The organism is Neorhizobium puerariae (assembly GCF_042429745.1).
GTDB classification, from domain to species: Bacteria; Pseudomonadota; Alphaproteobacteria; order Rhizobiales; family Rhizobiaceae; genus Neorhizobium; species Neorhizobium puerariae.
The window spans coordinates 1-26,004 of sequence record NZ_JBHMAA010000009.1 but is presented as its reverse complement, the minus strand read 5'-3'; the positions used below and the strand labels follow the sequence as shown (position 1 = coordinate 26,004).

At 64.2% G+C, this 26,004-nt stretch carries 22 protein-coding genes; 4 read left to right on the top strand and 18 right to left on the bottom strand.

Annotation, left to right across the window (positions count from 1 at the left end; genetic code table 11):
- Positions 1-9 precede the first annotated feature (9 nt).
- From ACFFP0_RS08275 to ACFFP0_RS08250, 6 genes are all read right to left on the bottom strand, one after another.
- Entirely contained in the window at positions 10-1,347 is a 1,338-nt protein-coding gene (locus ACFFP0_RS08275; protein WP_377258860.1) for an FAD-dependent oxidoreductase, read from the bottom strand.
- 148 nt (positions 1,348-1,495) lie between these two features.
- Entirely contained in the window at positions 1,496-2,404 is a 909-nt protein-coding gene (locus ACFFP0_RS08270) for a LysR family transcriptional regulator (protein ID WP_377258858.1), read from the bottom strand.
- Positions 2,405-2,495: 91 nt separating this feature from the next.
- Positions 2,496-4,178, bottom strand: coding sequence for a dihydroxy-acid dehydratase (gene ilvD / locus ACFFP0_RS08265; RefSeq protein WP_377258855.1), 1,683 nt, complete (start codon positions 4,176-4,178; stop codon positions 2,496-2,498).
- A gap of 119 nt (positions 4,179-4,297) precedes the next feature.
- Positions 4,298-5,905 (bottom strand): acyl-CoA dehydrogenase family protein, encoded by a 1,608-nt coding sequence (locus tag ACFFP0_RS08260; protein ID WP_377258853.1) that lies wholly within the window; start codon positions 5,903-5,905, stop codon positions 4,298-4,300.
- 6 nt (positions 5,906-5,911) lie between these two features.
- Positions 5,912-6,673: an SDR family NAD(P)-dependent oxidoreductase gene (locus ACFFP0_RS08255; protein WP_377258850.1), complete on the bottom strand. Its 762-nt coding sequence runs from the start codon at positions 6,671-6,673 to the stop codon at positions 5,912-5,914.
- Positions 6,670-8,526: a feruloyl-CoA synthase gene (locus ACFFP0_RS08250; protein WP_377258847.1), complete on the bottom strand. Its 1,857-nt coding sequence runs from the start codon at positions 8,524-8,526 to the stop codon at positions 6,670-6,672. Before ACFFP0_RS08250 ends, ACFFP0_RS08255 begins: the two co-directional genes overlap by 4 nt.
- Positions 8,527-8,677: 151 nt before the next feature.
- Here ACFFP0_RS08250 and ACFFP0_RS08245 point away from each other — a divergent pair, with 151 nt between their 5' ends.
- The 3 genes from ACFFP0_RS08245 to ACFFP0_RS08235 are packed head-to-tail and all read left to right on the top strand — an operon-like array spanning position 8,678 to position 10,859.
- A complete protein-coding gene (locus tag ACFFP0_RS08245) occupies positions 8,678-9,472 on the top strand; it encodes a crotonase/enoyl-CoA hydratase family protein (protein WP_377258843.1) in 795 nt (264 codons plus the stop codon).
- A 16-nt stretch (positions 9,473-9,488) separates the two neighbouring features.
- The gene (locus ACFFP0_RS08240) at positions 9,489-9,944 is read left to right on the top strand and encodes a MarR family winged helix-turn-helix transcriptional regulator (protein WP_377258840.1); all 456 of its coding nucleotides are present in this window, start codon (positions 9,489-9,491) and stop codon (positions 9,942-9,944) included.
- Positions 9,945-9,983: 39 nt separating this feature from the next.
- Positions 9,984-10,859, top strand: a complete 876-nt coding sequence (locus ACFFP0_RS08235) for an amidohydrolase family protein (protein WP_377258837.1) — start codon at positions 9,984-9,986, stop codon at positions 10,857-10,859.
- A gap of 166 nt (positions 10,860-11,025) precedes the next feature.
- On the opposite strand, the gene ACFFP0_RS08230 is transcribed toward ACFFP0_RS08235, so the two are convergent.
- The 11 genes from ACFFP0_RS08230 to ACFFP0_RS08180 all read right to left on the bottom strand — a co-directional run bounded on the left by ACFFP0_RS08230 (position 11,026) and on the right by ACFFP0_RS08180 (position 22,549).
- Positions 11,026-12,039 carry a LacI family DNA-binding transcriptional regulator gene (locus ACFFP0_RS08230; protein ID WP_377258834.1) on the bottom strand — a complete coding sequence of 338 codons (1,014 nt, stop codon included), beginning with the start codon at positions 12,037-12,039 and terminating at the stop codon, positions 11,026-11,028.
- A gap of 7 nt (positions 12,040-12,046) precedes the next feature.
- On the bottom strand, positions 12,047-12,805 hold the full coding sequence (locus tag ACFFP0_RS08225) for an ABC transporter permease (RefSeq protein WP_377258882.1): 759 nt from the start codon (positions 12,803-12,805) through the stop codon (positions 12,047-12,049).
- 92 nt (positions 12,806-12,897) lie between these two features.
- Positions 12,898-13,719, bottom strand: coding sequence for an ABC transporter permease (locus tag ACFFP0_RS08220; RefSeq protein ID WP_377258831.1), 822 nt, complete (start codon positions 13,717-13,719; stop codon positions 12,898-12,900).
- A gap of 160 nt (positions 13,720-13,879) precedes the next feature.
- A complete protein-coding gene (locus tag ACFFP0_RS08215) occupies positions 13,880-15,013 on the bottom strand; it encodes an ABC transporter substrate-binding protein (RefSeq protein ID WP_377258828.1) in 1,134 nt (377 codons plus the stop codon).
- 40 nt (positions 15,014-15,053) lie between these two features.
- On the bottom strand, positions 15,054-16,187 hold the full coding sequence (locus ACFFP0_RS08210; RefSeq protein WP_377258825.1) for an ABC transporter ATP-binding protein: 1,134 nt from the start codon (positions 16,185-16,187) through the stop codon (positions 15,054-15,056).
- Positions 16,188-16,324: 137 nt separating this feature from the next.
- Complete coding sequence (locus ACFFP0_RS08205) at positions 16,325-17,008, bottom strand: HAD family hydrolase (RefSeq protein ID WP_377258822.1); 684 nt, start codon at positions 17,006-17,008, stop codon at positions 16,325-16,327.
- 23 nt (positions 17,009-17,031) lie between these two features.
- Complete coding sequence (locus ACFFP0_RS08200; protein ID WP_377258819.1) at positions 17,032-18,555, bottom strand: alkaline phosphatase D family protein; 1,524 nt, start codon at positions 18,553-18,555, stop codon at positions 17,032-17,034.
- Positions 18,542-19,294, bottom strand: coding sequence for a glycerophosphodiester phosphodiesterase family protein (locus tag ACFFP0_RS08195; protein WP_377258816.1), 753 nt, complete (start codon positions 19,292-19,294; stop codon positions 18,542-18,544). The genes ACFFP0_RS08200 and ACFFP0_RS08195 overlap by 14 nt, the downstream gene beginning before the upstream one ends.
- Positions 19,295-19,312: 18 nt before the next feature.
- Positions 19,313-20,233: an ABC transporter permease subunit gene (locus ACFFP0_RS08190; protein WP_377258814.1), complete on the bottom strand. Its 921-nt coding sequence runs from the start codon at positions 20,231-20,233 to the stop codon at positions 19,313-19,315.
- A gap of 2 nt (positions 20,234-20,235) precedes the next feature.
- A complete protein-coding gene (locus ACFFP0_RS08185; protein ID WP_377258811.1) occupies positions 20,236-21,225 on the bottom strand; it encodes an ABC transporter permease in 990 nt (329 codons plus the stop codon).
- On the bottom strand, positions 21,212-22,549 hold the full coding sequence (locus ACFFP0_RS08180; RefSeq protein ID WP_377258808.1) for an extracellular solute-binding protein: 1,338 nt from the start codon (positions 22,547-22,549) through the stop codon (positions 21,212-21,214). The genes ACFFP0_RS08185 and ACFFP0_RS08180 overlap by 14 nt, the downstream gene beginning before the upstream one ends.
- A gap of 146 nt (positions 22,550-22,695) precedes the next feature.
- Between ACFFP0_RS08180 and ACFFP0_RS08175 the strand changes: the two genes are divergently transcribed.
- The gene (locus ACFFP0_RS08175) at positions 22,696-23,634 is read left to right on the top strand and encodes a sugar-binding transcriptional regulator (protein WP_377258805.1); all 939 of its coding nucleotides are present in this window, start codon (positions 22,696-22,698) and stop codon (positions 23,632-23,634) included.
- Positions 23,635-23,637: 3 nt separating this feature from the next.
- On the opposite strand, the gene scpA is transcribed toward ACFFP0_RS08175, so the two are convergent.
- A complete protein-coding gene (scpA, locus tag ACFFP0_RS08170) occupies positions 23,638-25,773 on the bottom strand; it encodes a methylmalonyl-CoA mutase (RefSeq protein ID WP_377258802.1) in 2,136 nt (711 codons plus the stop codon).
- Positions 25,774-26,004: the final 231 nt, after the last annotated feature.

Here is a 26,004-nt window from a genome sequence, read left to right as displayed (position 1 = left end):
GCGTCCTCCTCACGATGCGGTGCGCATCTCTTCATCCGTCCAACGATAATGCTTCTTTTCGACATTGTCGGAAACCCGCTCGCGCAGTGCCGCCAGATCGACCTGGTGGACGCTGCCGGTTCCGGCGAGATCGAGCGCATTGGCGGCCGCCATGCCCATGCCGATGCAAGGCCCCATGACGCGAACGCTCGAAAGGGCGGCAGAATCCGCGTCGATGCAACGACCGGCGGCGGCGACGTTGTCGCACTCGTCCGGCGTGAGGCTGCCGAGCGGGATGTAATGCGCGTGGTCCTTGTCGAAAGTGATCCAGTGGTGACCGTCGCCGTGGTCGTGCAGCTCGATCGGCCAGGCGGTGCGGACGACGGCGTCGTCGAACTTGGTGCCGGCCCGGATCTCGTCGACCGTCAAATGGTGGCTGCCGGCGATCCAGCGTGTCTGGCGGATGCCCGGCAGGCCGAAGGAGCGGATGCGGGCATTGCCGAAGCATTCCGGAAACTCGGTCTTGAGAAACTGCACGGCGCGCGCCGCTTGGTCCTTGCCTTCGAGCGCCTTCCTCGAAGCCTCGACCGGATCGAGCGGCGTTTCCACATGCGTCATGTTCATGGCGGCGATCCCGCGGCCGGGAATGGTGAAGCCCAGCCCCTCGCGCCGCAGCAGGCCGTAGCCTTCCGCCTTTTCCCTCATGCGGTCGGCGATTTCGAACCGGGTCGGCTGCCTCGCCTCGTCGATGTTCTCCAGCACCACCATCTGGGTGCCGAAAACGCCGCCTTTTTCAGGCTGGCGGCAGACAAACCCCGCCTGCCAGACAAGGGCGGCATCGCCGCTCGCCTCGACCCAGCCGGTAGCCTCAATGGAAATGCCGCCGTAACGGGTCATGAAATCCGTCTGGACGATACGCCGGCCTTCGACATGCGCCTCGAGGATCGTGGCTCCCAGCACGACCTCGATGCCGGCCTCCAGCACGCTTTGCTCCATCCAGCGGCCGAGCGCCACTTCGTCGTAATAGACGACCGTCGTGTTCGGCCCATGGCGGTAGTGGATCGACCTGTCCTGGGATTCCAGATAGGCGAGCAGCCGGTCGGCCACGCCATAGGTGAACTGATAACCGTGCGTGCCGTTCGAAAACAGGCCGCAGAAGGTGGCGATGATCGAGTTGACGGCCTGGCCGCCGAGTGCCGCCTGGCCATCGACGATCACCACCTTGCGGCCGAGGCGCGCGGCTTCCAGCGCTGCGGAAATGCCGGCGATGCCGGCGCCGACGACGCAGATATCCGCCTTGAGCTTTCGAAACGGCGCGTCCTTTTCACGCCGGACGATCCGTGTTTCCCTGCTCAGCGTTTCCGTCATGAAACCCTCCCTCGAAAAATGCCGCGCCTTCCAGGCGCATTTGGGAGAGATGGTAACCGAAGACGCCGGCCCTTGAACCAAGCAAGTGATGCGATCAGCTTTCGTGTTTCGCGAAAGCCGGAGAGGCAATCCGTGCCCCGGCCTGCGCTCAAAAGGCTGGAATGGCCTGATCCGGAATGCCTGCGGACAGGCGCCTCCGCACATAGGATATGAACTCGGCCACCACGGCCTTGTTCATCTTGATGCGCGGCACGAGCGCCTTGACCCACAGCGCCTCGACGGGAAATTCGGGCATCACCTCTTCCAGCCTGCCGCTGTCGAGATCCGCCTGGGCCAGGAAACGCGGCAGGATCGCCAGCCCCAGCCCCTTGCGGGCGGCGGCAAGCAGGATGCGGCTGTCGTTGGCCGTGAAGTTCGACGTGATCTCCACGTTCAGCGCGCTCGTTTCCATCTGAAACGTCCAGGTCGTGCCGATCGTATGGAAGGTGATGCACTCGTGGCCGACGAGTTCCGTCGGGGTCTTCGGCCGCCTCCGGCTGCCGAAATAACCGGGGGCGGCGCAGAGCACGCGCGGATACGAGCAGAGCGGATGATCGATGACATAGGCATAGGATTGCGGCAGCGCGCCGACGGCGATATCGAACCCTTCCTCCAGCGGATTGACCGAGCGGTCGATCAGCACGATCTCGATCTTGACACGCGGATTCTCGGCCTGGAAAGCCGCGCAGATATCGCCGAAGAACATGGAAGCGAGCGTTGTCGGCGCCTTGATGCGCAAGGCTCCGGTGAGGCCGGCGTCCTGCTGGTTGGGCGTCGCCAGCGTGTCCTCGATCTCGCCGACCAGAAGCTGCAGGCGCGGCCTCAGCCGCTCGCCGTCGACCGTCAGCGCCAGACGCCGGGTCGTGCGGACGAAAAGCTGGGTATCCAGATGCTCCTCCAGCCGCTTGACGCGTTTGGTGATGACGGATGTGGCGACCCCGAGGTCACGGCCGGCGGCGGAAAAGCTGCCGGCCCGGGCGGTCGCCAGGAATGCGCCTATGTCCAGAAGTATGTTCACGGTCTTTCTCGTTTCGAGAAAAAATGGAGACCGGCATCAGGCGCATATTTTCGGCGTTTCCGCAACTCCCGGGAAGCTCCATAGACTGCGATCATCTGGCGACCAGCGTCGCACCTTTTTCGAGCGGAGTGACGGTGCTGCCATAGAGGCTGAGCCAGCCTTTTTCCGCGGAAAGCGGCTTCTCGACAAAGGCTTCCCGCCGGATGGCGAGTTCGGCCTGCGGAACATGCAGTTCGATCGAACGGCCGTCGACATCGATGGTGATGCGGTCGCCATCCTTCACGAGGCCGAGCGGCCCGCCGGTGAATGCCTCCGGCTTCACTTCGCCGACGACGAGGCCGACATTGACGAGACCGCTCAACTGGCCATCCGTCACCACCGCGACGTCCGGACCGAGGCCGGCACCATCGAGCGCGAAGACAAGGCGGGAGGCTCCTCCCATGCCGGGACCACCCCTGACGCCCATGCCGCGCAAGACCAGCACTTCGCCGGGCTTCACCACCCGCTCCTTCAGCGCGGCTTCGGCCGAAGGCGAATTATCGAAGACCCGGGCCGGGCCGTCGAAGCTCATCGGCCGGCCGGGGCCGCGGAGGCCCACCTTGGCGATCGCGCCGTCAGGAGCGAGGGAACCGCGCAGCAGGACGATGCCGGGCTTGTGGGCGAAAGGCCTGTCGAGCGGGCGGATGACCTCCGGATCGGCGATCCCGACGTCTTCAAGCTCCTCGCCCCAGGTCCTGCCGGTGACGGTAAGGGCCTCGCGATCGATGATCGGTTCCAGCCGCTTCATGATGCCGCGCGCACCGCCGGCATCCTCGAATTCCTCGATGGAGTTCGGGCCGATCGGCCGCACGGCGGCCAGGATCGGCACCTCGCCGGAAAGCTCCTCGAACATCCTGTAGACGTCGACATCGAGGCCGGCCTCGACGGCGATCGCCTGCAAATGCTTGATCGTGTTGATCGATCCGGATACCGCGAGCACGGTGGCGGCGGCATTGCGGAAAGCGCCCGGCGTCAGGATCTTCCTCGGGCGCAGGTCCTCCCAGACCATGTCGACGATGCGGCTTCCGGCCCGATCGACATAGTCCATCATCCTGTCGCTCATCGCCCTGACCGGCGCACCGCCGGGGAGCGCCATGCCGAGCGCCTCGCAGACCGAATGCATGGAATTGGCCGTGCCCATGCCGGAGCAGACGCCGGGGCTCCTGATGGCGTTCTCGCTCATCTCCTTCAGTTCCTCGAAGCTGAGCTTGCCGGCGGCATGGTGGCCTGCGTGAAGGAAGACCTCCTCGATATCCATGTGATGGTTACGGTATTGTCCGCTCGCCTGATAACCGCAGAGCGCGACCAGCGTCGGCAGGTCGATGCGGGCGGCCGCCATGATCTGACCTGGCGTGGTCTTGTCGCAGGAGGCAAGACAGATCATGCCGTCGAGCTGCGCGCCCTCGACCGCCACCTCGATATCGTTGGTGATGAGATCGCGGCTCGGCAGGATATAGGTCGCGGCGCGGCCGGCGCTGATGATGAAATCGCTCGGCGCGATCGTGCGGATTTCGAAAGGAATGCCGCCGGCCGCGCGCACCGCCTCCTTCACGCGGGCGGACACCTGGTCGAGATGGCTGAAACAGATCGACAGTTCCGAAGACGTGTTGACGATGGCGATCTTCGGCTTTTCCATATCCTCATCGGTGAGGCCTAGCGCCCGCCACTGCGCCCGCCGCACCGCCCAGCGCGACGTGCCCGGTTCGAAATTGCTGCGCAACTGTCTTTTCGTCATCGTCCGGCCTCCTCCCGATACCGTTCATCCAGGAAAAGCTAGCAATTCGAAAAGCCGTGGTGAATGCACGGAAGCTGCCGCTCTCCTTTCTCGAATCGAGAACGATCGATCCCGCGGGATCAAATGCAACGTGCGCTATGGAATGCGAATTGGGCAACGAGACCGCGGACAGCGCGGATTTCGGACATCCGCAGCGCCAGCCAGGCGGAAACGGCTGCCCAGGCCGCGCGCATATAGGCATCGGCACGATATAGCGCGGCGTCCATGTCCGCCTGCATCTCCATCATCCCTTCGCTGAGCGCCTCGAAATCGTCGAGAACGGCAAGCACAGCCTGCGATGCTTCCGGATGTTCGGCCGTATAGGCGTCGATCTCGTCGCGCGCCTTTTCCAGGAAGAGGCTGAGGCCCCTGCCCTCGTCGCGCCAGAGCCGGCGGGTCAGGAAATCCAGCGCCTGCATGCCGGTGGTGCCTTCGTAGATCGTCATGATGCGGGAATCGCGCAGATATTGCTCCAGCGGCCAGTCTTTCGTGTAACCCACGCCGCCGAGCACCTGGATCGCCGCATTCGCGACGTTGAATCCCGTTTCCGCACCGAAATTCTTCACGAGCGGCAGCATCCAGCCGGTGAAATCCTCAAGCCCCGCCCCTTCCTCGATCCGGGCAAGGTCCATGGACGTGGCAAGCTCAAGGATGGTGGCGCGCAGGATTTCGGTCGATGTCCGGATTTCGTGGAGCTGGCGCTCGACATCCGGGTGGCTGGCTATGGGCACGGGCGGCCGATCCGGACGGCCGCCCTGACGGCGCTCCCCGGCATAGTCCTCGGCGATATCGGCCGCCGCAGACGCGATGCCGAGGCCCTGGCAGCCGGTCAGGAGCCGCATCAGCTCGATCATGGTGAAGAGCTGCGGCAGGCCGCGCCCCTCCTTGCCGAGCATGATGCCCCTGGCATTCTCGAAGCGCATGGCGCAGGTCGGAGAGCCGTGGAGGCCCATCTTCTCCTCGATGCGATCGACCGAGACGCCGTTCGGCTTCGCATCGATGACGTCCGGTACGAGGAAAAGGCTGATGCCGCGGGTGCCGGGCTGGTCGTTGGTGCGGGCAAGCACGCAGTGACCGATGCGCCCGGCCATGTCGTGGTCGCCGAAGGAGATCCAGATCTTCTGGCCGGTCACGAACCATTCGCCGTCGCGCAGATCGGCCTTCGTTCGCAGCCGGCCGACATCCGAGCCCGCCTCCGGTTCCGAGATGCAGATCGTCGCCGCCCATTCGCCCGATGCAAGCTTCGGCACCCACTCGCCCGCGGTCGCCTCGTCCGCGGCTTCCGCCAGGAGATGCGCGGCGGCGCGGGTGGAGCCCGCCGCCATCATCAGCGCGACGCAACCGCGCTCGAAAAGCGGCGCGCAGGCGGCATGCAGCGTCAGCGGCACCGCCTGCCCGCCGAAGGCTTCCGGCAGATCCATGCCGAGCCAGCCGGCCGCAGCATATTCCCGGAACGCCCCCGCAAAACCGTCCGGCGTCTTCACCCGGCCATCGGCCATCCTGGCGCCGATGCGGTCGCCGACCGCATTCAGGGGGGCAAGCACCCCTTCCGCGAAGTTGGCCGCTTCCTCGACGATCGCCGTGACCGTCTCGTCATCGCAATCCTGCCTGAGCTCCCTCAGCCGGTGCCAGCCGGGCGTCAGGGCCAGCAGTTCCAGTGTCCGGTTTGCCTGGTCCGAAAAAGACATGTGCCTTCACCGCGGCTGCATGCGGATGCCGCCATCGAGCCGGATCACCTCGCCGTTGACATACTGGTTTTCGATCAGGAACCGCACCGCATCGGCAAATTCCGCCGGATCGCCAAGCCGTGAAGGATAGGGGATCGCCGCCGCGAGACTGTCCTGCGCCTCCTGCGGCAGCTCATAGAGAAGCGGGGTCAGGAAGATGCCGGGCGCCACGGTGTTGACGCGGATGCCGAAGCGGGAAAATTCACGCGCCGCCGGCAATGCCAGCGACACGATACCGCCCTTGGAAGCCGAATAGGCCGCCTGGCCGACCTGCCCCTCGAAGGCGGCAACCGAAGCGGTATTGACGATGACGCCCCGCGCCTTGTCTCCCCGCTCGCCTGCCGCGGCCATGCGCTCGGCCGCAAGCCGCATCGTGTTGAACGTGCCGACCAGATTGATGCGGATCACGCGCTCGAAATCGGCGAGCGGCATGGGTCCCTGCCTGCCGAGGATACGCCCGGCGGTGCCGATGCCGGCGCAATTGACGAGGATGCGCAGGCCATCGCCGGCCTTCGCGGCGGCATCCAGCGCCTTTGCCGCATCCGCCTCGCTGGTCACATCGCCGGAAAGCGCCACTCCGCCGATTTCGCCGGCGACCTTTTCAGCCGCCTCTCCATTGCGGTCGAAGATGTGGACGATAGCGCCAAGCCCCGCGAGCAGCCGGGCCGTCGCCTCGCCAAGCCCCGAACCGCCGCCGGTGACGACCGCGCTCGATCCTTCGATCCTCATGCCGCAAGCTCCTTTCCAACCCGGATGACTTCCGGTCCATCCGCATAGAGAACCTCGACGAGATCGCTGCGATGCGCAAGCACGGCACGCTGGTTGATCGATCCCTTGTCGGTCACCTCGCCTTTTTCGAAACGCAGCGGATCGGTCATCAGCATGATGCGCATGACGCGCGTCGCCGAGCCGCTCGCCTGCCGCTGGTGTTCCGCAAGCTTGTCCGAGATCGCGGCCCTGACCTTCGGATGCGCGGCCACCTCCTCGTCCGAAAGGCCGGCTCCGCCAGGGACGAGCTCCCGCAGCGCCGGCAGGAAAGGCACGGCAAGCGCGCCAAGCTCGGCCCGGTTCTCTCCGGTGACGACCGCATCGCGGATCAGCCCGCCGAACTGGTTGACGAGCTGCGCGCGCAGCATGCCGACGGCCACCCATGTCCCGGTCTGCAGCTTGAAGTTCTCCGCCGTGCGGCCATCAAAATAGAAACCCCTGCCCGGATCGCCGGGGACGGCGAATTTCACCGCATCGCCGATCCGGTAGAAACCTTCCTCGTCGAAAGCCGCCACGGTCAGCTTCTCGTTCCGCCAGTAACCGGGCGTGATGTTGGGCCCCTTGAGGCGCAGTTCGTACTTCTCCTCGAAAGGCACCAGTTTCATGGTCACCCCCTGGGCCGGGATGCCGATATTGCCCGGCTTGTCCTGCGGATCGGTGCAGAAGATGGAGAAGGGCGCGGTCTCGGTCGATCCGAGGCCGGTGCCGAGCGGCACGTAGCCGCCAACGGTCATTTCCGCAAGTTCGATCAAGGCGTCCCAGGTGTGCTGCGCCATGCCGGCGCCGGCATACATCATCATCTTGAGATTCCGGAAGAAACTCTGCCGCAGCGCATCGTCCTCGCGCATTTCCTGCACCAGCATTTCGTAGCCCGCCGGCACGTTGAAATACCAGGTCGGCGAAATCTCCCGGAGATTGGCGATCGTCTGGCCGATCAGCTTCGGCGTCGGCTTGCCCCGGTCGATATAATAGGTGCCCCCGTGATAGATGACGAGGTTGAAGCACTTGTTGCCGCTGGCCGTGTGGTTCCATGGCGACCAGTCCACCAGGACCGGCGGCTCGTCGCGAAAGTAAGCATAGCAGTCGGCCACCATTTCCTGGTTGGAGCAGAGCATGCGCTGCGTCTGGATCACCGCCTTGGGAGACCCCGTTGTTCCCGAGGTGAACAGGAATTTTGCGACCGTGTCCGGCCCGACCGCATCGAAAGCCCGATCGACCGCGCCGGTCGGTTCGGTCCTGAGGATATCGTCGAGACGATGGGTGTTGGGGCGGCCTTCCGGCAGGTTGCGAACGGCGACAAAAGGAATGTCGGAGCCGAAGACCGCATCGACCGCCCGGCGGAAGACCGCAGCGTCATCGGCAAATATCATGCCCGGCGTGATCTGCGCGGCGATCTCGGCAAGCTTGCCGAAATCGGAGGATATGGTGGCGTAGGCCGGGGCGATCGCCGCGGAAGGGACCCCGACATGCTGGGCGCCGAGCGCCATCAGCGCGTGATCGATGGAGTTTTCGGAAAGGATGACGAGCGGACTCTCGGCCGAAAGCCCAAGGTCGAGCAGGAACTGGCCGATGCGCCGCACCTGGTCCAGGGCCTGACCATAGGTGACCTTGCGCCATTCGCCCGGCCCTTCGCGATCGGCCATCCAGGTCCGGTCGGGGGCGTTCTTCGCCCAATGGACCAGCCTTTCGTTGATCTTGTCGGGATAGGGACTGAGCGAATCCTCCCGCCAGACGAGGAACTCGCCGTTTGGCCTTTCCTCCCAGCGAACCACCGGCGACCAAAGCTTGATATTGCGGACAGGCTTTCCGGTCATGACTCTCCTCCCAGACGTCAATCCACGAATTCCGACGAGAGCCGTAGCGGCTCCTCCCAAAATTTGTTTACAAAGAAACAATCTCCATGTAAACGATCAAAAAAATCAAAACGGGCGGCGGAAGCGTCCGGTGCCGGAGGAGCACGTAAAAATGGCCGATCAGACGGCAACCAGCTTCGTGACCTATGAGCTCAGGGGCAACGTCGCCCACATAGGCCTCAATCGTCCGGAAAAGCGAAACGCCATCAGCGACCGCTTCATCGAAATGATCGCGGACGTGGTGGCGCGCGCCGAAAGCGAAGCGAAAGCCGTCGTGCTCTTCGGTCACGGCGACCATTTCTGCGCCGGGCTGGACCTTGCCGAACATGTCAAGAAGACGCCGATCCAGGGCGTGCACGGTTCGCGCCGCTGGCACGCGGTATTTGCCGGCATCGAGCACGGCACGATCCCGTGGATATCCGCCCTGCATGGCGCGGTCGTCGGCGGCGGGCTCGAACTGGCGTCTTCCACCCATATCCGCGTTGCCGACAAATCCGCCTTCTTCGCACTGCCGGAAGGACAGCGCGGCATCTTCGTCGGCGGCGGCGGCTCGGTGCGGGCTGCCCGGCTGATGGGCGTCGCCCGCATGACCGACATGATGCTGACCGGCCGCGTTGCCTCGGCGGAAGAGGCGGAGCGATGGAATCTCGCCCAATACGTCGTCGAAAAGGGCATGGCCCGGCAGAAGGCGCATGAGTTGGCCGAAGCGGCCGCGAGCAATGCGGAAATCTCCAATTACGCCGTGATCAACGCGCTGCCGCGCATCCAGGACATGGCGAAGGAAGACGGGCTTTTCGTGGAATCCTTCATCGCCTCCTTCACCGCCACCAGCCCGGAAGCGGAGGAGCGCCTGAACGCCTTCCTCGAAAAGCGTGCCGCAAGGCTGAAAACGCCGGGTTCGGCCTGAAGAGGGGATGGTCCTGATGGACATGGCGACCCGCACGACCGACGACGTGAATCTCGACCGGCTCGGTACGGCGCTCGGCTTCCTGATGCGACTTGCCCAGATCAAGGTCTACGAGGTTTTCTTCGAGGAGTTCGGCGACCGCCACCTGAAGCCGGGCGAATTTTCGGTCCTGTGGGTGATCCTTCACAATCCCGGCATTCGCCAGAGCGTGCTCGGCCAGCGCCTGAGGATCAAGCGGGCTCACATGACGAAGCTGATCCGCTCGCTGGAGGACCAGGGGCTCGTCTCACGCCGCATTCCGGACGAGGACCGCCGGGCGGTGGAAATCAGCCTGACGCCGGAAGCCGTGGCGAAGGTGAGGCAGGCGAGCGATTGGTTCTTTGCCTTCGAGGGTTCGCTCGGTTCCAATCTCACCGCCGCCGAACGTGAACAGATGACGGTCCTCTTGCGGAAATTCGTCGGCCTGACCTGAAGGCCGGCAGACAAATCGAAGGATCGGGAGGAGCGAGCCTTGAATATCGACGAACTGGTCGCCATCGACATCCACACCCATGCGGAGGAGCCCTGCTGCGGCCCGCGCGATGACGGCTATGACGAGTTCCAGGCCGGAATGGCGAAGTATTTCCGGAACCCCGCCGGCGCCCAGGGCATGCTGCCGACCGTGCAGGAGACGGCCGCCTATTACCGCGAGCGCAGGATCGGCTGCGTGATCTTTCCGGTCGATGCGGAGCGGGAAACCGGCTTCCGCCGTTACGACAACGAGGAAGTGGCAAGGATCGCCGCCGAAAACAGCGATATCATGATCCCCTTCGCCTCGATCGATCCGGCCAAGGGCAAGGCCGGCGCCCGCGAGGCGCGACGGCTGGTGCGCGAATTCGGCGTCAAGGGTTTCAAGTTCCACCCTACCATGCAGGGCTTCTATCCGAACGACCGGATGGCCTACCCGCTTTACGAGGCAATCCAGGAGGAAGGCGCGATCACGCTTTTCCACACCGGCCAGACGGGCGTCGGCGCCGGGCTTCGCGGCGGCATGGCGATGCGGCTGAAATTCTCCAACCCGATCCATCTCGACGACGTGGCGGTCGACTTTCCCGACATGCCGATCATCCTCGCCCATCCTTCCTTTCCCTGGCAGGAGGAAGCTCTTTCGGTCGCCACCCACAAGCCGAACGTCTACATCGACATGTCCGGCTGGTCGCCGAAATATTTCCCGCCGATCCTGGTGCAGTACGCCAATTCGCTGCTGAAGCATAAGATGCTGTTCGGCTCCGACTGGCCGGCGATCACACCGGACAGGTGGCTCTCCGATTTCGCCAATATCGCCATCAAGGACGAGGTGCGGCCGCTGATCCTCAAGGAAAACGCCCGCAAGCTGCTGAAGATCTAAACGGGGCAATCACTCCCTCGTCATGCCCGGGCCTGTCCCGGGCACCTGCAACACGTTGATTTATGGAAACAGCTGAAATTCCCGGCACAAGGCCGAGGAGGACGTGCAAGACGTCGTAAAGCTTATCCGCCACCTGAGCCGCCGCCATCCGTTTTGCCGGAATTGCTCAGGCCGGCACGAAACTCCGGCGCACCACGAGTTCGGGGATCACCCGCTCGTAACCCGGCGCCGCATCCAGGCTTGCAAGCCGTCGCTCCAGAAGTTCGACGGACCGGGCCGCCATCGTCGCGGGGTCCTGGCGGAAGGTCGTGAGACCATAGCTCAGCCATGCCGCTTCCGGCACGTCGTCGAAGCCGATCACCGCGACATCCTCCGGAATGCGCAGGCCGAGTTCGATGCGGACGAAATCCATCAGGCCGAAAGCGATCTGGTCGTTGGCGCAGAAAACCGCATCCGGCTTTTCGCCTGCCGAAAACAGTTCCCGTGCGGCGGCGATGCCGCCGTCATAGTCGGAATCCGGCCCCCTGGCGGCCGTGACTTCCGCGCCAAGGGCCTGGGCCGCCGAAAGGAAGGCGCCTTCGCGCTCCGCGATGCTCGGCGTTCCGGACTGCGAGCCGACCACGGCGAGCCGGCGCCGGCCGGCGGCGAAGAAGACGTTCGCAGCATTGCGCGAGGCCTCGGAATTGCCGGCGCGGACATGGTCGGCATCCGGTTCGGAACGGCCGATCACCACGAGCGGCTGGCCGTTGCGCTGCGCCAGATCGAAGAAACTTGCCGGCGGCGAGCCGGAAATGATGATCGTCGCCTCCGCGCGGTGGCCGATCAGCATCTTCTGGGCGGCCAGCAGCTCCTCTTCCGTCTGGCCCGTATTGATCAGGATCGGAATGCTGCCCCGCCTGATCAGCGCCTTGGTGAGCGCGGCGGTCAGATGGGCGCGGAAACCGATTTCGGGCCTGGTGGCGACGATGCCGACCAGACGGCTCTGGTTGGCGAGAACGCCGCGCGCCAGATCGTTGACGTGGTAGCCGAGCTGCTCGGCCGCGTGCAGCACCTTCTCGCGCGTCGCCGGGGCGACGCTGGCGCCGGGCGTGAAGGTGCGGGAGACGGCCGAGCGGGAAACGCCGGCGAGCCGGGCGACCTGTTCGGCGCTGACGAAGCGCATTCTCTTTTCGTCCTTCATGCTTTCCTCAATGCCCCACGCGCGAAAGGACATCCGCCTTCAGGAAGCGCTCGACGACAGCCATGAAGACCAGCGATGGAACGAGCAACAGGAGGGCGGTGATCGACGCGATCTGATAATTGCCGCCGGCGCCGGCGGTATAAAGCAGCAAGGGCAGCATGTTCACGTCGGGCGCACCGACGAAATAGCTGCCGGTGAATTCGTCCAGCGATTCCAGGAACACGAAGATGGCGCTCGCCATCAGGCCGGGTGCCGCAAGCGGCAAGGTCACGTCCAGAAAGGTGCGCATCGCACCCGCACCGATATTGCGCGCCGCCTGTTCGAGCTCCGGATCGATCGCCGAGAAAGCGGCGGTGGCGATCCAGACCGCATAGACAAGGCCGTGCGAGACATGCACCAGCACGACGCCGGGGATCGTGCCGTTCAAGCCGATCTCGTAGAAGATGCGCGCGACGTTGACATAGACGGTCAGATTCGGGAAGGCCTGCGGAATGAGGAAAGCCAGCAGGATCAGCCCCCTCAGCGGCAGCTTCAGCCGCGCCAGCGCGTAACCCGCCGGAATTGCCAGGATGAGCGACACCACGACCGTCAGGAGTGCGACGACCAGCGAATTGGTGAGCGATTCCACCGCCCCGCCGCGCGGCGCGAACACCTTCGTCCAGGAGCTGAAGCCATATTCCAACGGCAGGCTGTAAGGGAAATACCATTTCTCCGCGACGGTCCACAGCAGCATGTTGAAGAGCGGGCCGAAGATGAAGAAGGCCATCAGCCCGAAGACGATGCCGCGCGGCACCCACCAGAGGGCCGCCCGGAAATCCGCGGAAAGAGGATTGCGGGAAGCGGTCACAACGGAAGCGGTCATGCGCGCTCCTTCAGGCTGGCGCGGAGATAGATCCAAGCAACGGAGGAAGCCAGCACGAGCGAGATGAGGCCGAGCGCATTGGCAACGCCGTAATCGCCGTAGGAATTGACCCGGAAAGCGATGTCGGCCGTCAGCATGGTCGGCGTCTGGGCATTGATCATCAGCGGCACCGAAAGCACGGACATCATGGTGACGAAGGAAAGGATGAGGCCCACCGTCAGCGTCATCGCCACCTGCGGCACAAGGATCTCGATGAGAACGCGCAAGCGCGAGGCGCCGAGATTGCGGGCGGCCTCGATCGTGTCGCGGTTGACCGAGGCCATGGCGCCGGCGACGAGCAGCGCCACGAAGGGCGTCTGCTTCCAGACGAAGGCGATCACGATGCCGCGCCAGTCGAGAAAACTCTGCGCGTCGAGTGGGGTCAGCAGACCGAGATTGATGAGGGTGTTGTTCATCATGCCGTTCTTGGCGAGGAAGGTGCGCAGGATCTGTCCCACGACGATGAAGGGAATGAACATCGGCCAGCGATAGAGCCAGCGCAGGACCGCGACGGCGACCGGATGCTCGCCGAGCGTCAGATAACCGCCGATGGTGATCGAGGCGATGCCGATCAGCACCGTCGAGAGCGCGATGATGACGACGGTGAAGACGATATCCTTCGTATAGAGGTCGAAGGTCTTGGTGAAATTGCCCCAGCCGAACGCCCCTTCCACCTGAAATGCGCCGACCGCCGACATGATCAGCGGCAGGATGAAAAGAAGCGCGATCACCGCGAGTGCGGGAAAGACAAGGGCGAGGCCGAGGAGTCGTCTGGACATGGGTTCGTTCAAACTTGAGGCGGCGGCTGGCGGTGGAATTTCTTCTCCCCAGCGGGGAGAAGATGTCCGATAGGACAGATGAGGGGGCTGTCCGCCGCACACTCCCTCATCCGGCCCTTCAGCCCCCCTTCTCCCCGAGAGAAGAAGGGGGAAATGCCGCTTACTTCACGGACTTTTCGTAGGCTTCCAGGATCGCGTTGTTATAGGGCGCGATCGGGAAGGGCTTGCCCTTGGAGGCAAGGTCTTCCGGCGTGATGTCCACGAAAAGCTTGTTCCAGGTGGCGTCGTCGAGTTCGGTCTTCACCTTGTCGGCGTCGATGCCCGGATACCAGTTGAAACGCTTGACGATGCCTTCGGCCTGAACCTTCGGGCTGGTGGCGAGGGCGATGAACTTCTCCGCAAGATCCTTGCTGGCCGCCTTTTCAGGGATGACATAGTGCATCGGCTGGCCCGGCATGCCCGGAGCCGGCAGGATGAGCTTCAGCGTCGGCGGAAGCTGACCGTTCGCCTGCCAGGAGTAGAACATGTCCACCCAGACCGGACCCATGGCGATCTCCCCGCGGGAGAGAAGATCGAGCGTGCCGGCATTGCCGGGCGTCAGCGTCGCATTGGTGGTGAAGTCGGCGAGGCTCTTGAAAGCCGCATCCCACTTCCTGGTTTCCTCTTCCTTGAACGGGCCGTTCATCAGCGTGTTGGCATCGCCGCCGCCGAAGGCATAGATCCAGCCCATGACGAAGCTGACGCCCGAGGCGCCACCCTTGATGCCGTTGTAGCCGAACTGCTTCGGATGCGCCTTGGCCCATTCCGCAAGCTCCGCATAGGATTTCGGCGGGTTCGAAACGAGCGCCGGATTGTAGGCGATCGCCGTCTGGCTGTTGAACATCGGCATGACATAGCCGTCGACATCGGTGCCGAGCGCCATCCTGGCATTGGCGCGGGTGACGAGCTTGCCGGTCTCGATATCGCCGCGATATTTGTCGAGGTAGTTCTTCGAGACCATCGGACCGACGAACTTCTCATGGACGACGGCGACGTCGACATCCCACTTTTCCGCCTTGGCGGCGGACTGGGCGTCGAAGCGCTCGAGGATCTTCTGCGAACCGGCATCGCCGGGACCGGTGCCGACGGCGCGGACCGTGTTGCCCGGATAGGTCTTCTCGAAGAGCGGGCCGAGATACTGGTTGATATAATCGACCATGTTCTGGTCGCCCGCGGTCGCAACCGTCAGCTCTCCGGCATGAACCGGCAGGGCTGCGAAGGCGACGGCGAAGGCTGCATAGGACATTCTCTTCATGGGTGCTTCTCCGTGAGTTGAAAAGTCGTTCATCAAATGGTCAGGCGTAAACTTTCCCGGACGGCGTTCGGGAAACGGTGGGTGCCGGCGCCGCCGCCGGCGAATTGAAGAGGAAGAGCGCATCGGCCGGCACATGCACGGCGACCTTCGCGCCCGGCTCGAAAGCCCGGGCGCCATCGGCCATGATCTCGCGATCGCCGACGCGAACCGCGTGGCGCCAGTGACCGCCGGGATAACTGACGGCGGCGACCTCGCCCCGGAAGGTGATGCCGGGACCGATCGCCGCGACCTCGTCGGCGGAACAAAGGCGCGCCGCCTCGGGGCGGAACCGGGCCTCGACGGGACCTGACACCAGCGGACGGCCGAAGAGCGGCACGCCGCATGCCGCGTTCGCAACCCCTGCGGCGAGCATGAACCGGTCGCCCTCCGGCGCGCCGTTGAGCGCGATCACGTTCTCGGCGCCCATGAAGGCCGCGACGAAGGCTGAGGCCGGACGATTGTAGACGTCTTCCGGCGTTCCCTGCTGGGCGATCTCTCCGGCGTTCAGGATGACGATCCGGTCGGCCATGACCATGGCCTCCTCGCGGTCGTGGGTCACATGGATCGCCGTGATGCCCAGCCGCCTCTGCAAGGCCCGAAGCTCGTGGCGGACGGAAAGACGAATGCGGGCATCGAGGTTCGACAGCGGCTCGTCGAGCAGCAGGATTTCAGGGTCTATCGCCAGCGCCCGGCCAAGCGCCACGCGCTGGCGCTGGCCGCCCGACAGTGCCGAGGTTTTTCGCCCCTCCAGCCCGTCGAGGCCGAGCAGGGACTGCATTTCGGCGACACGGGCGGCAATCCCGGCGCGCGCAACGCCCTTCAGCTTCAGCCCGTAACCGATGTTCTGCGCCACCGTCATATGCGGCCAGAGCGCGTAGGACTGGAAGACCAGCGCCATGCCGCGCCTGTCCGGCGGCAGGTGCGTCACATCGCGGTGGCGTACCTTCACCTCGCCGGCCGAAGGACTGATGAAACCAGCCAGCACCCGCAGGAGCGTGGTCTTGCCGCAGCCCGAGGAGCCGAGCAGCGCCACGAATTCGCCCTTGCCGATCGAGAGGTCGATATCGGCCAGAACCTGCGTGGCTCCATAGCGGCTTGCGACGCCGCGCAACTCCAGAAACCCGTCCTCGCCCATGGGAACCCCCTTTTTTTTGCACAGCCGTGCAATCTTGTTGGGCGTTTCTTAATGCGCGAGTTTTACAGGCGGATGACAGCCGCGATGTTTGCCTTGACGTTTCCTGCCGGCGGCCGATGGGCCTGTCGATCGGGCGATCAGGCCCGGACGACCTGCCGGCTCTCGAGACTGGCCAGCGCCATTTCCAGCTCTTCAGCGCCCGTCGCCACGAGACCAGCGCCGGCTTCCGCGAGGATCTGGGCGCGGCCGGGCCGCGGATCGGCGGGATCGACGAAACCGATCGCCGCCATGCCGGCGGCCTTTGCCCCGACGATGCCGTGGGCGCTGTCGTCGATCACGACGCAATTCCCCGGCTCGACGGCAAAGGTCTCGGCACAGAAGTGGAAGAGGTCCGGTGCCGGCTTCGGCCGCGCCACCACGTCGGCGCTGAAGACCGAGGGTGCAAAGGCGTGCCAGAGATCGAGCAGGCCGAGGCTTTTCGACAACCGCTCCGTCGAGCTGTTGGAGGCAACGCATTTGCGGTGCGGCAGGGACCGCACGAGCCGCTCGATACCCGGCATCGGTTCCAGCGAACGGACGAATTCGGGATAGATATCGAGATGCCATGCCTCGAATACGGCATCCAGATCCCCGATGCCCAGTTCTTCCGTGCAGATGCGGCGGATATTGCCTGCCGAATTGCCGGTAAACCGGACCAGCACTTCCTCGGTGGTGATCATGGCGCCGGCGTCCCGAAGCGCCTTGGCAAGCGTGCGGCTGGCGATCGGCTCGCTGTTGATCAGCACGCCGTCGCAATCGAAAATCAAAAGGTCAATCTGCATGGGATTCCAATTTCAGTGATGCGTCAGAGCCGGTTGACGCCGGCTGCGCCATCGGCGACTGCGAAACTCTGGAAGACGGCGGCCGGCGAGTCCTGCTGCTTGCGGTCGGCGATACCGACGAAGTCCACGCCCGCCGACCGTTCGCCCAGATGCATGATGGCATAACCGTGCCTGTCCGAAGCGAACTTCAGATGCGGATTTTCCGCAAGCGCCGTGGCAAGGCTTTTCCCGGATGGTGCGTCGGACGTGATCGAGCCGCAGACGAACTCGGAAGCGATGGGCCCTGCCTTTTCGTCCGTGAAGTCACGCTTCACATCAGCCGCGTAGAAGGCATGCAGATCGCCGCCGATGACGAGCGGATTTCGAACCGAAGAGGATTGGACGGTATCGAGAAGGCGGGTGCGCGCGGCCCGGTAGCCGTCCCAGCCGTCGAGATTGTAGCCGGCTTCCGGTCCCGCCTTGGTGTCGCGCTCCGAAAGCAGCGTCTGCTGGGCGATGACGTTCCACGTCTCCCCGGATGCGCCGAGCGTCCTGGCGAGCCAGTCCTCCTGGGCCGGGCCGAGCATGGTCCGCTCCGGCCGGTCGTCGCCGGCCGGGCCCTCGGGCTGCGGCGACCGGTATTGCCGCGTATCGAGCAGCGTCAGCCCGAGCAGCCTGCCGAAACGGTAATGATCGTAGATGCGCAGGGCATCGAACCCGGCCGCAAGGTCCGGCGATACCGGCATATGCTCGAACCAGGCCTGGTAGGCCGCCCGGCGGCGGGCCAGGAACGTAGCCGGGTCCGGCGCGTCGGGTGCACGGTCGTTCGCATAATTGTTGATGACCTCGTGATCGTCCCAGACCGCGAGCCACGGAAACGCCGCGTGGGCCGCCTGCAACCGCGGGTCCGACTTGTAGAGCGCGTAGCGGTCCCGATACTCGTAGAGCATGGACGGCACGCCGGCTCCATGCCTGCGCACCAGCTCCGCGCCGTAGCTGCGCTCGTAGATGTAATCGCCGAGATGCACGACGAGGTCGAGGTCCTTCTCCGCCATGTCGCCATAGGCGCTGTAATATCCCTGTTCGTATTGCTGACAGGAGGCGAAGGCGAAGCGGAAGGCATCGGCGCTTTCCGGCGCGGTACGGGTGCGGCCGACGGGGCTCGTCGCGTTGCCGGAACGGAAACGGTAGAAATACCAGCGGCCGGGCTGCAGCCCTTTCACCTCGACATGCACGGAATGCGCGAATTCCGGCACGGCGCGGAAAAGGCCCGACCGGACCGGTTTCGAAAACATCCCGTCCTCGGCAACCATCCATTCCACGTCGACCGGCCCGGCGACCGGTTTCGGCGCGGGCGCGAAGGGATCGGCGGAAGTCGCCGCCGATCCGCCCTCCAAGATCAGCCGCGTCCAGAGCACGACGCTGTCCGGCCGCGGTGCGCCGGAGGCAACGCCGAGGGAAAACGGATCGGCCTTGAAGTTTTCCGCGCGCGCAAGCCCGAGCGGCCGCCAGATGGCCGCCGCCGCAAGCCCGCCCACCAGGAAGCCTCGCCGGTCAATGTGCGGCATCGAACAATTCCCCGCGCACCCTGACGGCCAGATCGGGCCGGTCGGTGGTGATCTGGCGAATCGGCCGCCTCAGCCAGAAGGACAGGTCGTCCGGATCGTTCGGAACCCAGGCCCCCAGCCGCTCAGCCGGGATCAGCGCCGACAGCAGGTCCCATTCATCGGAAAGCAGGGCCTTTTCGACGGCAAGCACATCCGACACCTGCAGCATGATCTCGACCGACTGCCGCAGCCCCCTGGGCTCGACGGATTTGTGGCTGAGCGAGGAGAGCCGCCGGATATGCGGAGCCACCTCGCCTACCTTCTTCAGCACAGCGCCGTTGAAGCTCGTCAGGAAGGAGCGGTCCGCAAGGCCGAAGCGGTCCAGCTCCGCGGCAGCCCTGGCCTCCAGGTCTTCATAGGGCCTGCCCTCGGCATCGGCCTTCAACTCCACATGCAGTTCGAGGCCGGTCGGAGCGTAGATTTCCAGCACTTCGTCAAGCGTCGGAATACGTTCGTCCGTGCCTTTGAGGATGACCGAGCGGTATTCGCCGGCGGCAAGGTCGGCGACACGGCCGGAGCGCTCGGTCGTGCGGTCGAGCGTGGCGTCGTGGATGACAAGAAGCTCGCCGGCAGCGCTCAGATGCACATCGAATTCCACGCATTCGACCTTCAGGCCGAGAAGATTGCGAAATCCGGCGAGGCTGTTTTCGGCCCAGAGATTGCGGGCGCCGCGATGGCCGGCGATGATGGGACTGGTCACGGGAAATACCTCTTTTTGTTATTTGCTGGAATCCACCAGACCCTTGGTGAACCAGCGTTGCATGAACAGGATGACGAAGGCCGGCGGCGCCATCACGAAGAAGGATGCCGCCATGGCGAGGTTCCAGGCCGGCTGGGCATCGGCCACCGGGATCAGGTCCTTCAGGCCGATCATCGCCGTGTACATCTGCTTCTCGGTCGTGAAGAGCAACGGCCAGAGATACTGGTTCCAGCCGTAGAGGAAGAGAATGATCGACAGCGCCGCGATATTGGAGGTGGACAGCGGCAAAAGCACGTCGCGGAAGAACTTCATCGGGCCGGCGCCATCGAGCTTCGCCGCTTCGCAAAGCTCGTCCGGCACGGTCAGGAAGAACTGGCGGAACAGGAAGGTCGCGGACGCGGACGCGATCAGCGGCAGGATGAGCCCGCTATAGCTGTTGACCATGTTCCATTGCAGCGCCACGTCGAGCTGGTAACCGGTCGTGCTGGCGAGGAGGCCCGTGAGGCCGATCGCCTCGAAGAAGGAGCGCAACGGCCCGCCGGCATCCGCCACCGCCTCGTAGGTCGGGATAATGCGCACCTCGACCGGCAGCATCAGCGAGATGAAGATCAGCCAGAAGACCGTCATGCGGAAGGGAAACCGGAAATAGGTGACGGCAAAACCGGCGATGATCGAGACGGCCAGCTTGCCGACGACGATCCCCACCGTGACGACGAGGGAATTGAGGTAGAGCCGGCTGAAATTCCCCTCGCTCCAGGTCGTGATCGTGTTCTCCACGAAATGGTCGCCCGGCAGCAGGGGAAACGGCACCTGCTGCACTTCGCCGACCGTCAGCGAGCCGGCGACGAAGGCGAAATAGAGCGGCATGCAGACCGCCGCGGCACCGACCAGAAGCACCACATGGCAGAAAACGGAGAGCCAGGCATGACGTTCGACCATGATCACACCTGATAATTCACTTTGCGCTCGACGGCGCGGAACTGCAGGATGGTGAAGAGGACGGCGATCGCCATCAGCACCACCGATTGCGCGGCGGAAGAGCCGAGATCGAGCTGGCGGAACCCGTCCTGATAGACCTTGTAGACCAGCGTATTGGTGCTGCCGGCCGGACCGCCGTGGGTGATCGTGTCGATGATGCCGAAGGTCTCGAACAGGCCATAGACGAAATTCATGACGATCAGGAAGAAGATCGTCGGCGCGGCCATCGGCAGCGTGATCGTCAGGAAGCGCCGGACCGGCCGGGCGCCGTCGATGGCGCCCGCTTCCATCACCGAGGCGGGCACGGCGAGGAAAGCCGCCACGAGGAAGATGTAGTCGTAGCAGACATGTTTCCAGATCGCCGCGACGGAGACCAGGAGAAGCGCATCGAAAGGACGTCGGTTCGGGTCCCAGGCATAACCCAGCTCATGCAGCATGTGGGCGAGCGGCCCGACCGTCGGGTTGAAGAGGAAGGCCCAGAGCACGCCCGATATCGCCGGCGCGATGGCATAGGGCAGCAGGATCACGCCCTTGTAGATCGCCCGGCCGCGGATGACGACATCGGTCGCGAAGGCCAGCAGGCCGGCGATGAAGAGCGTCACGAAGCACTGCACGACGGTGAACCAGAGGGTGAGCACCGCGCTGTCGCGATATTCCGGGCTCGAAAACAGGCCGGTGAAATTATCGAGGCCGACGAAGATCGTCGTGCCGCCGAACGGGTCCACCTGCACGAAGGCAAGCGACAACGCCTTCCAGGTGGGAATGAAGAAGAAAAACAGCAGGATGAGAAGCTGCGGGGCGACAAGGCCCGCAGCCAGCCAGGGCCGCGGGAAGTGCGAGGCCTTCAGCCCTACCTCCGACGGCCCGACAGCCAGGCCCAGGCTCCGCCGCAACGGGAAACGGGGGCGCGTTGCCGCGCCCTCGCCCAATCTCATCGCATCACTTGCCGGCATGGAGCTTCTCGTACTGGCGCAGGATTTCGTTGCCGCGCTTGACCGAACTGTCGAGCGCTTCCTGCGGGGTCTTCTTGCCGGTCCAGACAGCCTGGATTTCCTCAAGCATGATCGCGGTGGACTGGTTGTGGTTGCCGAAGCGGAAGCCGCGGGAATTGTCGGTCGGCTCGCCGCGCGACAACTGCTCGATGGCGATCTCGCGGGTCGGGTGATCCTTGAAATAACCTTCCTGCTTCATCTTGGCATAGGCGGCATTGGTGACCGGAACGTAGCCGGTCGACTTGCTCCACCATTCCTGCACCGCCGGCTGGGCGACATAGTTGAAGAAGGCCGCAACGCCGGCCTGGACCTCTTCCGGCTTGCCCTTGACCGCCCAGAGCGAAGCGCCGCCGATCGTGCTGTTCCTCGGCTGAACGCCTTCCTCGTGCGGCATGACCGCAGCGCTCCACTTGAACCTAGCGTCCGCCTCGACCGCCGAATGGCTGGCGGTGGAATTGATGATCGTGGCGCAGGTGCCGGAGGTATAGAGGCTGATCGGCGCGACGCCCTGGCCGGAGATCTTCAGCACGCCGTCATCGACCCACTTCTTCAGCCGCGTCACCTGACCGACGACGGAGGTCTTGTTGTAGACGAATTCGGTGTCCAGGCCGCCGTAACCGTTGGCCTTGGTGCCGAAAGGCTGGTCGTTGATGGCCGAGTAGTTCTCGATCAGGCTCCACTGGAAGTCGCCCGGCAGCGCCATCGGGCAATCGGTGACCTTCTTTTCCTTCATGGCATAAAGCTGCTTTTCGAGCTCCTGCCAGGTATCGGCCGGCGCATCGAAGCCGGCCGCCTTGAAGGTGTCGGTATTGTACCAGAGGACCGGGGTCGAGGAATTGAAGGGCAGCGCCGCCGGCTTGCCGTTGACGATGTAGAACCCGGCGACCGGCTTGATGAAGTCGTTCCAGTCGATCTGGTAGCCTTGTTTGGCCATCAACTGGTCGACCGGAATGATGGCGCCGGAATTCAGCATGGTCATGAAGCCGCGCTCCGCCGACTGAAGGATAGCCGGCTGCTGGTTGACGCGGTAGGCAGCGACCATGGCCGCCATCGTCTCTTCGTAATTGCCCTTGAACGTGCCGACGACCTCGTACTTGTCCTGCGACTTGTTGAAGTCGGAGACGAGCTGCTGGACGGTCTCGCCCAGCTTGCCGGAAATCGCATACCACCATTCGATCCTGACGCGTTCCGCGGCCGAGGCGCTTGCGACCCCCATTGGCGCGCCGAAAAGCAGCGCGCCGGCGGCCAGCAGGCGGGCAACCGATTTCACATATGTCGAAGCCATGTTTGAGGTCCTTCCATCGGGTCCTTCTCATGACCCGCCCTGTTTCGGTTCTGGCTATCTCCATCAGTCTGGGTTAGCCATGACGAGCATGGGTTACGTTACATATGTTACATCGATGTGACGTTTGGGAAAACGGTGGTTGGGATATGGAACATCGCGAATTGATGGTACGAGCGGCCTGGCTGTACCATGTGGAAGGGCTGACGCAGCAGCAGATCGCCGAACAGATGAACATCACCCGGCGGCGGGTGAACGAGATCCTGTCGGAAGCACTGGAAACGGGAGTGGTGCGGATCAGCTTCGATTCGACGCTTTCGGAAAGCGTCGAGCTGGAAGCGAAGCTCCGGCGGCGCTTCGACCTCAGGGACGCCGTCGTGGTTCCCACGCCCAGCGATGCGGACCTCCTGCACTCGGTGCTGGGGCGGGGGGCGGCCGGCTTCCTCGGGCGGTTGATCCAGACGCAGAAACCAGCCTCCATCGGCATCGGCTGGGGCTCGACGCTGCGCGAAACGATCCACCACATGCCGACCCTCAACGAACCGCAGGTCAAGGTGCGCTCGATGATGGGCGGCCTGACCCACGGGTCGGAGATCAACACGTTCGAGATCGTTCGCGGCTTCGCACAGGTGCTGAACGCCCAGTGCCGCTATTTCGCCGCGCCGATCTATGCGGAAAGCGCAGAATCGCGCGACGCGATCATCTCGCAGGCGGTCTTCCAGAAGACCTTCCGGCAAATCTGCGAGGTGGACGTCGCGTATCTGAGCGTCGGCGACGTGTCGCAGCAGTCGCTGCAGGTGCGCTACGGCCTTCCGGAGGGCATGGACGAAACCATCCTGCAGAAAGCCGGCGCCGTGGGCGACCTGATGGGCCGCTATCTCGATATTTCCGGCGAGGAGATCGACCATCCGCTGAACCGTCAGGTCCTCTCCCCGGAGCTTACGGATTTCCGCCAGATCGATTGCCGCATCGTCGCCTCCGGCGGCCCGCACAAGCACAAGATCCTTCATGCCGTGGCGCAGAGCGGGCTCGCGAACGCGCTGATCACCGACGCCGACAGCGCCCGGGCCATGCTGGCGGCGAAGTGATCCTCACAGGTTCCGCCGCTTGCCTTCGAGGATGTCGAGGATCGAGTTGGCGGCGTCGAGGACATTGGTGCCGGGACCGAAGACGGCGGCGACGCCATGCTCCAGGAGGTAATCGTAGTCCTGGCGCGGAATGACGCCGCCGACCACGACGACGATATGTCCGGCGCCCTTCGCCTTCAGCGCTTCGACGAGCTGCGGGGCGAGCGTCTTGTGGCCGGCGGCCAGCGAGGACATGCCGACCACCTGCACCTTTTCCTTCACCGCCAGTTCGGCCGCCTCATCCGGTGTCTGGAAGAGCGGTCCGGCGAGCACATCGAAACCGATATCGCCGAAGGCCGACGCAATCACCTTGGCGCCGCGGTCATGCCCGTCCTGGCCGAGCTTGGCGACCATGATCTTCGGCTTGCCGGAGGCCTTGCTGTAATCGGCCAGACGCGTGACCAGCGTCCCGTATTCCGGATCGCCCTCATAGGCCGGGCCATAGATATCGCCGACCACTTCCGGCACGGCGGAATGATCGCCGAAGGCCTTGCGCATCGCATCGGAGATCTCGCCGACCGTCGCACGGGCGCGGGCCGCCTCGACGGCCGCTTCCAGAAGGTTGCCCTTGCCGGTTCCCGCCACCGCGGACAGTGCGGCGAGCGTCTCTTCCACCTTTTTCGGGTCACGCCGGCGGCGCACCTCGTCCAGACGCTTGATCTGCGCCTTGCGGACGGCGGTGTTGTCGATCGCGAGAATGTCGAGCTCGTCCTCGTTTTCCAGCCGGTATTTGTTGACGCCGACGATGATCTCCTCGCCGCGGTCGACCTTGGCCTGGCGAAGCGTCGCCGCCTCCTCGATCAGCCGCTTCGGCAGGCCTTCGGCCACGGCCCTGGTCATGCCGCCGAGCGCTTCCACCTCCTCGATGAGCGCCCAGGCCTTGTCGGCAAGCTCCTTCGTCAGGCTTTCGACATAATAGGAACCGGCGAGCGGATCGACCACGTTGGTGATGCCCGTCTCGTGCTGGAGAATGAGCTGGGTATTGCGGGCGATGCGGGCCGAGAAATCGGTCGGCAGGGCCATCGCTTCGTCTAACGCGTTGGTGTGCAGCGACTGCGTGCCGCCGAGCGCCGCCGAGAGTGCTTCATAGGCCGTGCGGATGACGTTGTTGTAAGGGTCCTGCTCCTGCAGCGAGACGCCCGAGGTCTGGCAATGGGTGCGCAGCATCAGCGACGCCGCTTTCTTCGGCTGGAACTCCTCCATGATCCGCGACCAGAGCAGGCGCGCGGCGCGCAGCTTCGCCGCCTCCATGAAGAAATTCATGCCGATCGCAAAGAAGAACGACAGCCGTCCGGCGAAGTCGTCGACATTCAGCCCCTTCGCCAGCGCCGCGCGCACATATTCGCGGCCGTCGGCGAGCGTGAAGGCCAGTTCCTGCACCAGCGTCGCGCCGGCCTCCTGCATATGATAGCCGGATATGGAAATCGAATTGAAGCGCGGCATTTCCTTCGCCGTGTATTCGATGATGTCGGCGACGATCCGCATCGAAGGCTCGGGCGGATAGATATAGGTGTTGCGGACCATGAACTCCTTCAGGATGTCGTTCTGGATGGTCCCCGAAAGCTCGGCGCGCGAACAGCCCTGTTCCTCGCCTGCGACGATGAAGGAGGCGAGGATCGGGATGACCGCGCCGTTCATGGTCATCGAAACCGACATGTCCTTCAGCGGAATGCCGTCGAACAGGATCTTCATGTCCTCGACCGAATCGATCGCGACGCCCGCCTTGCCGACATCGCCTTCCACGCGCGGATGATCGCTGTCGTAACCGCGATGGGTGGCGAGGTCGAAGGCGACCGACAGGCCTTTCTGGCCGGCGGCAAGGTTGCGGCGGTAGAAGGCGTTGGACGCCTCGGCGGTGGAGAAGCCCGCATATTGGCGGATCGTCCACGGCCTTCCGGCATACATCGTGGCGCGCGGCCCGCGCACGAAAGGCCTGAAGCCCGGCAGCGAATCGAGATGATCGATGCCCTTGAGATCGTCCGCCGTGTAGAGCGGCTTGATGTCGATGCCTTCCGCCGTATGCCAGACGAGTGTGTCCGGCGAGGCCTTCAGTTCCTTTTCAGCCAGCGCTTCCCAGTCTTTCACGGTCTTCTCGGACATAGCATCTTCCTCGACATGCGGCTCTATCCACGCGCGTCGGTAACGCCGTGGCTTGGTTTAAGGTTCGGACGGGGCGCTGAAAGCTGCCTCGTAAGTTAGTTTATAGGTGACACCTCCCGGCGCCCCGTTCGGCGGTTTGTGCCCGCGACTGCGGTCCCTCTGCGATGACGGGGTTTGTGGGAACGGTGGCGTGTCCCTCCTGACCGGAGGGTGGCATGCACGCCCTCAGAC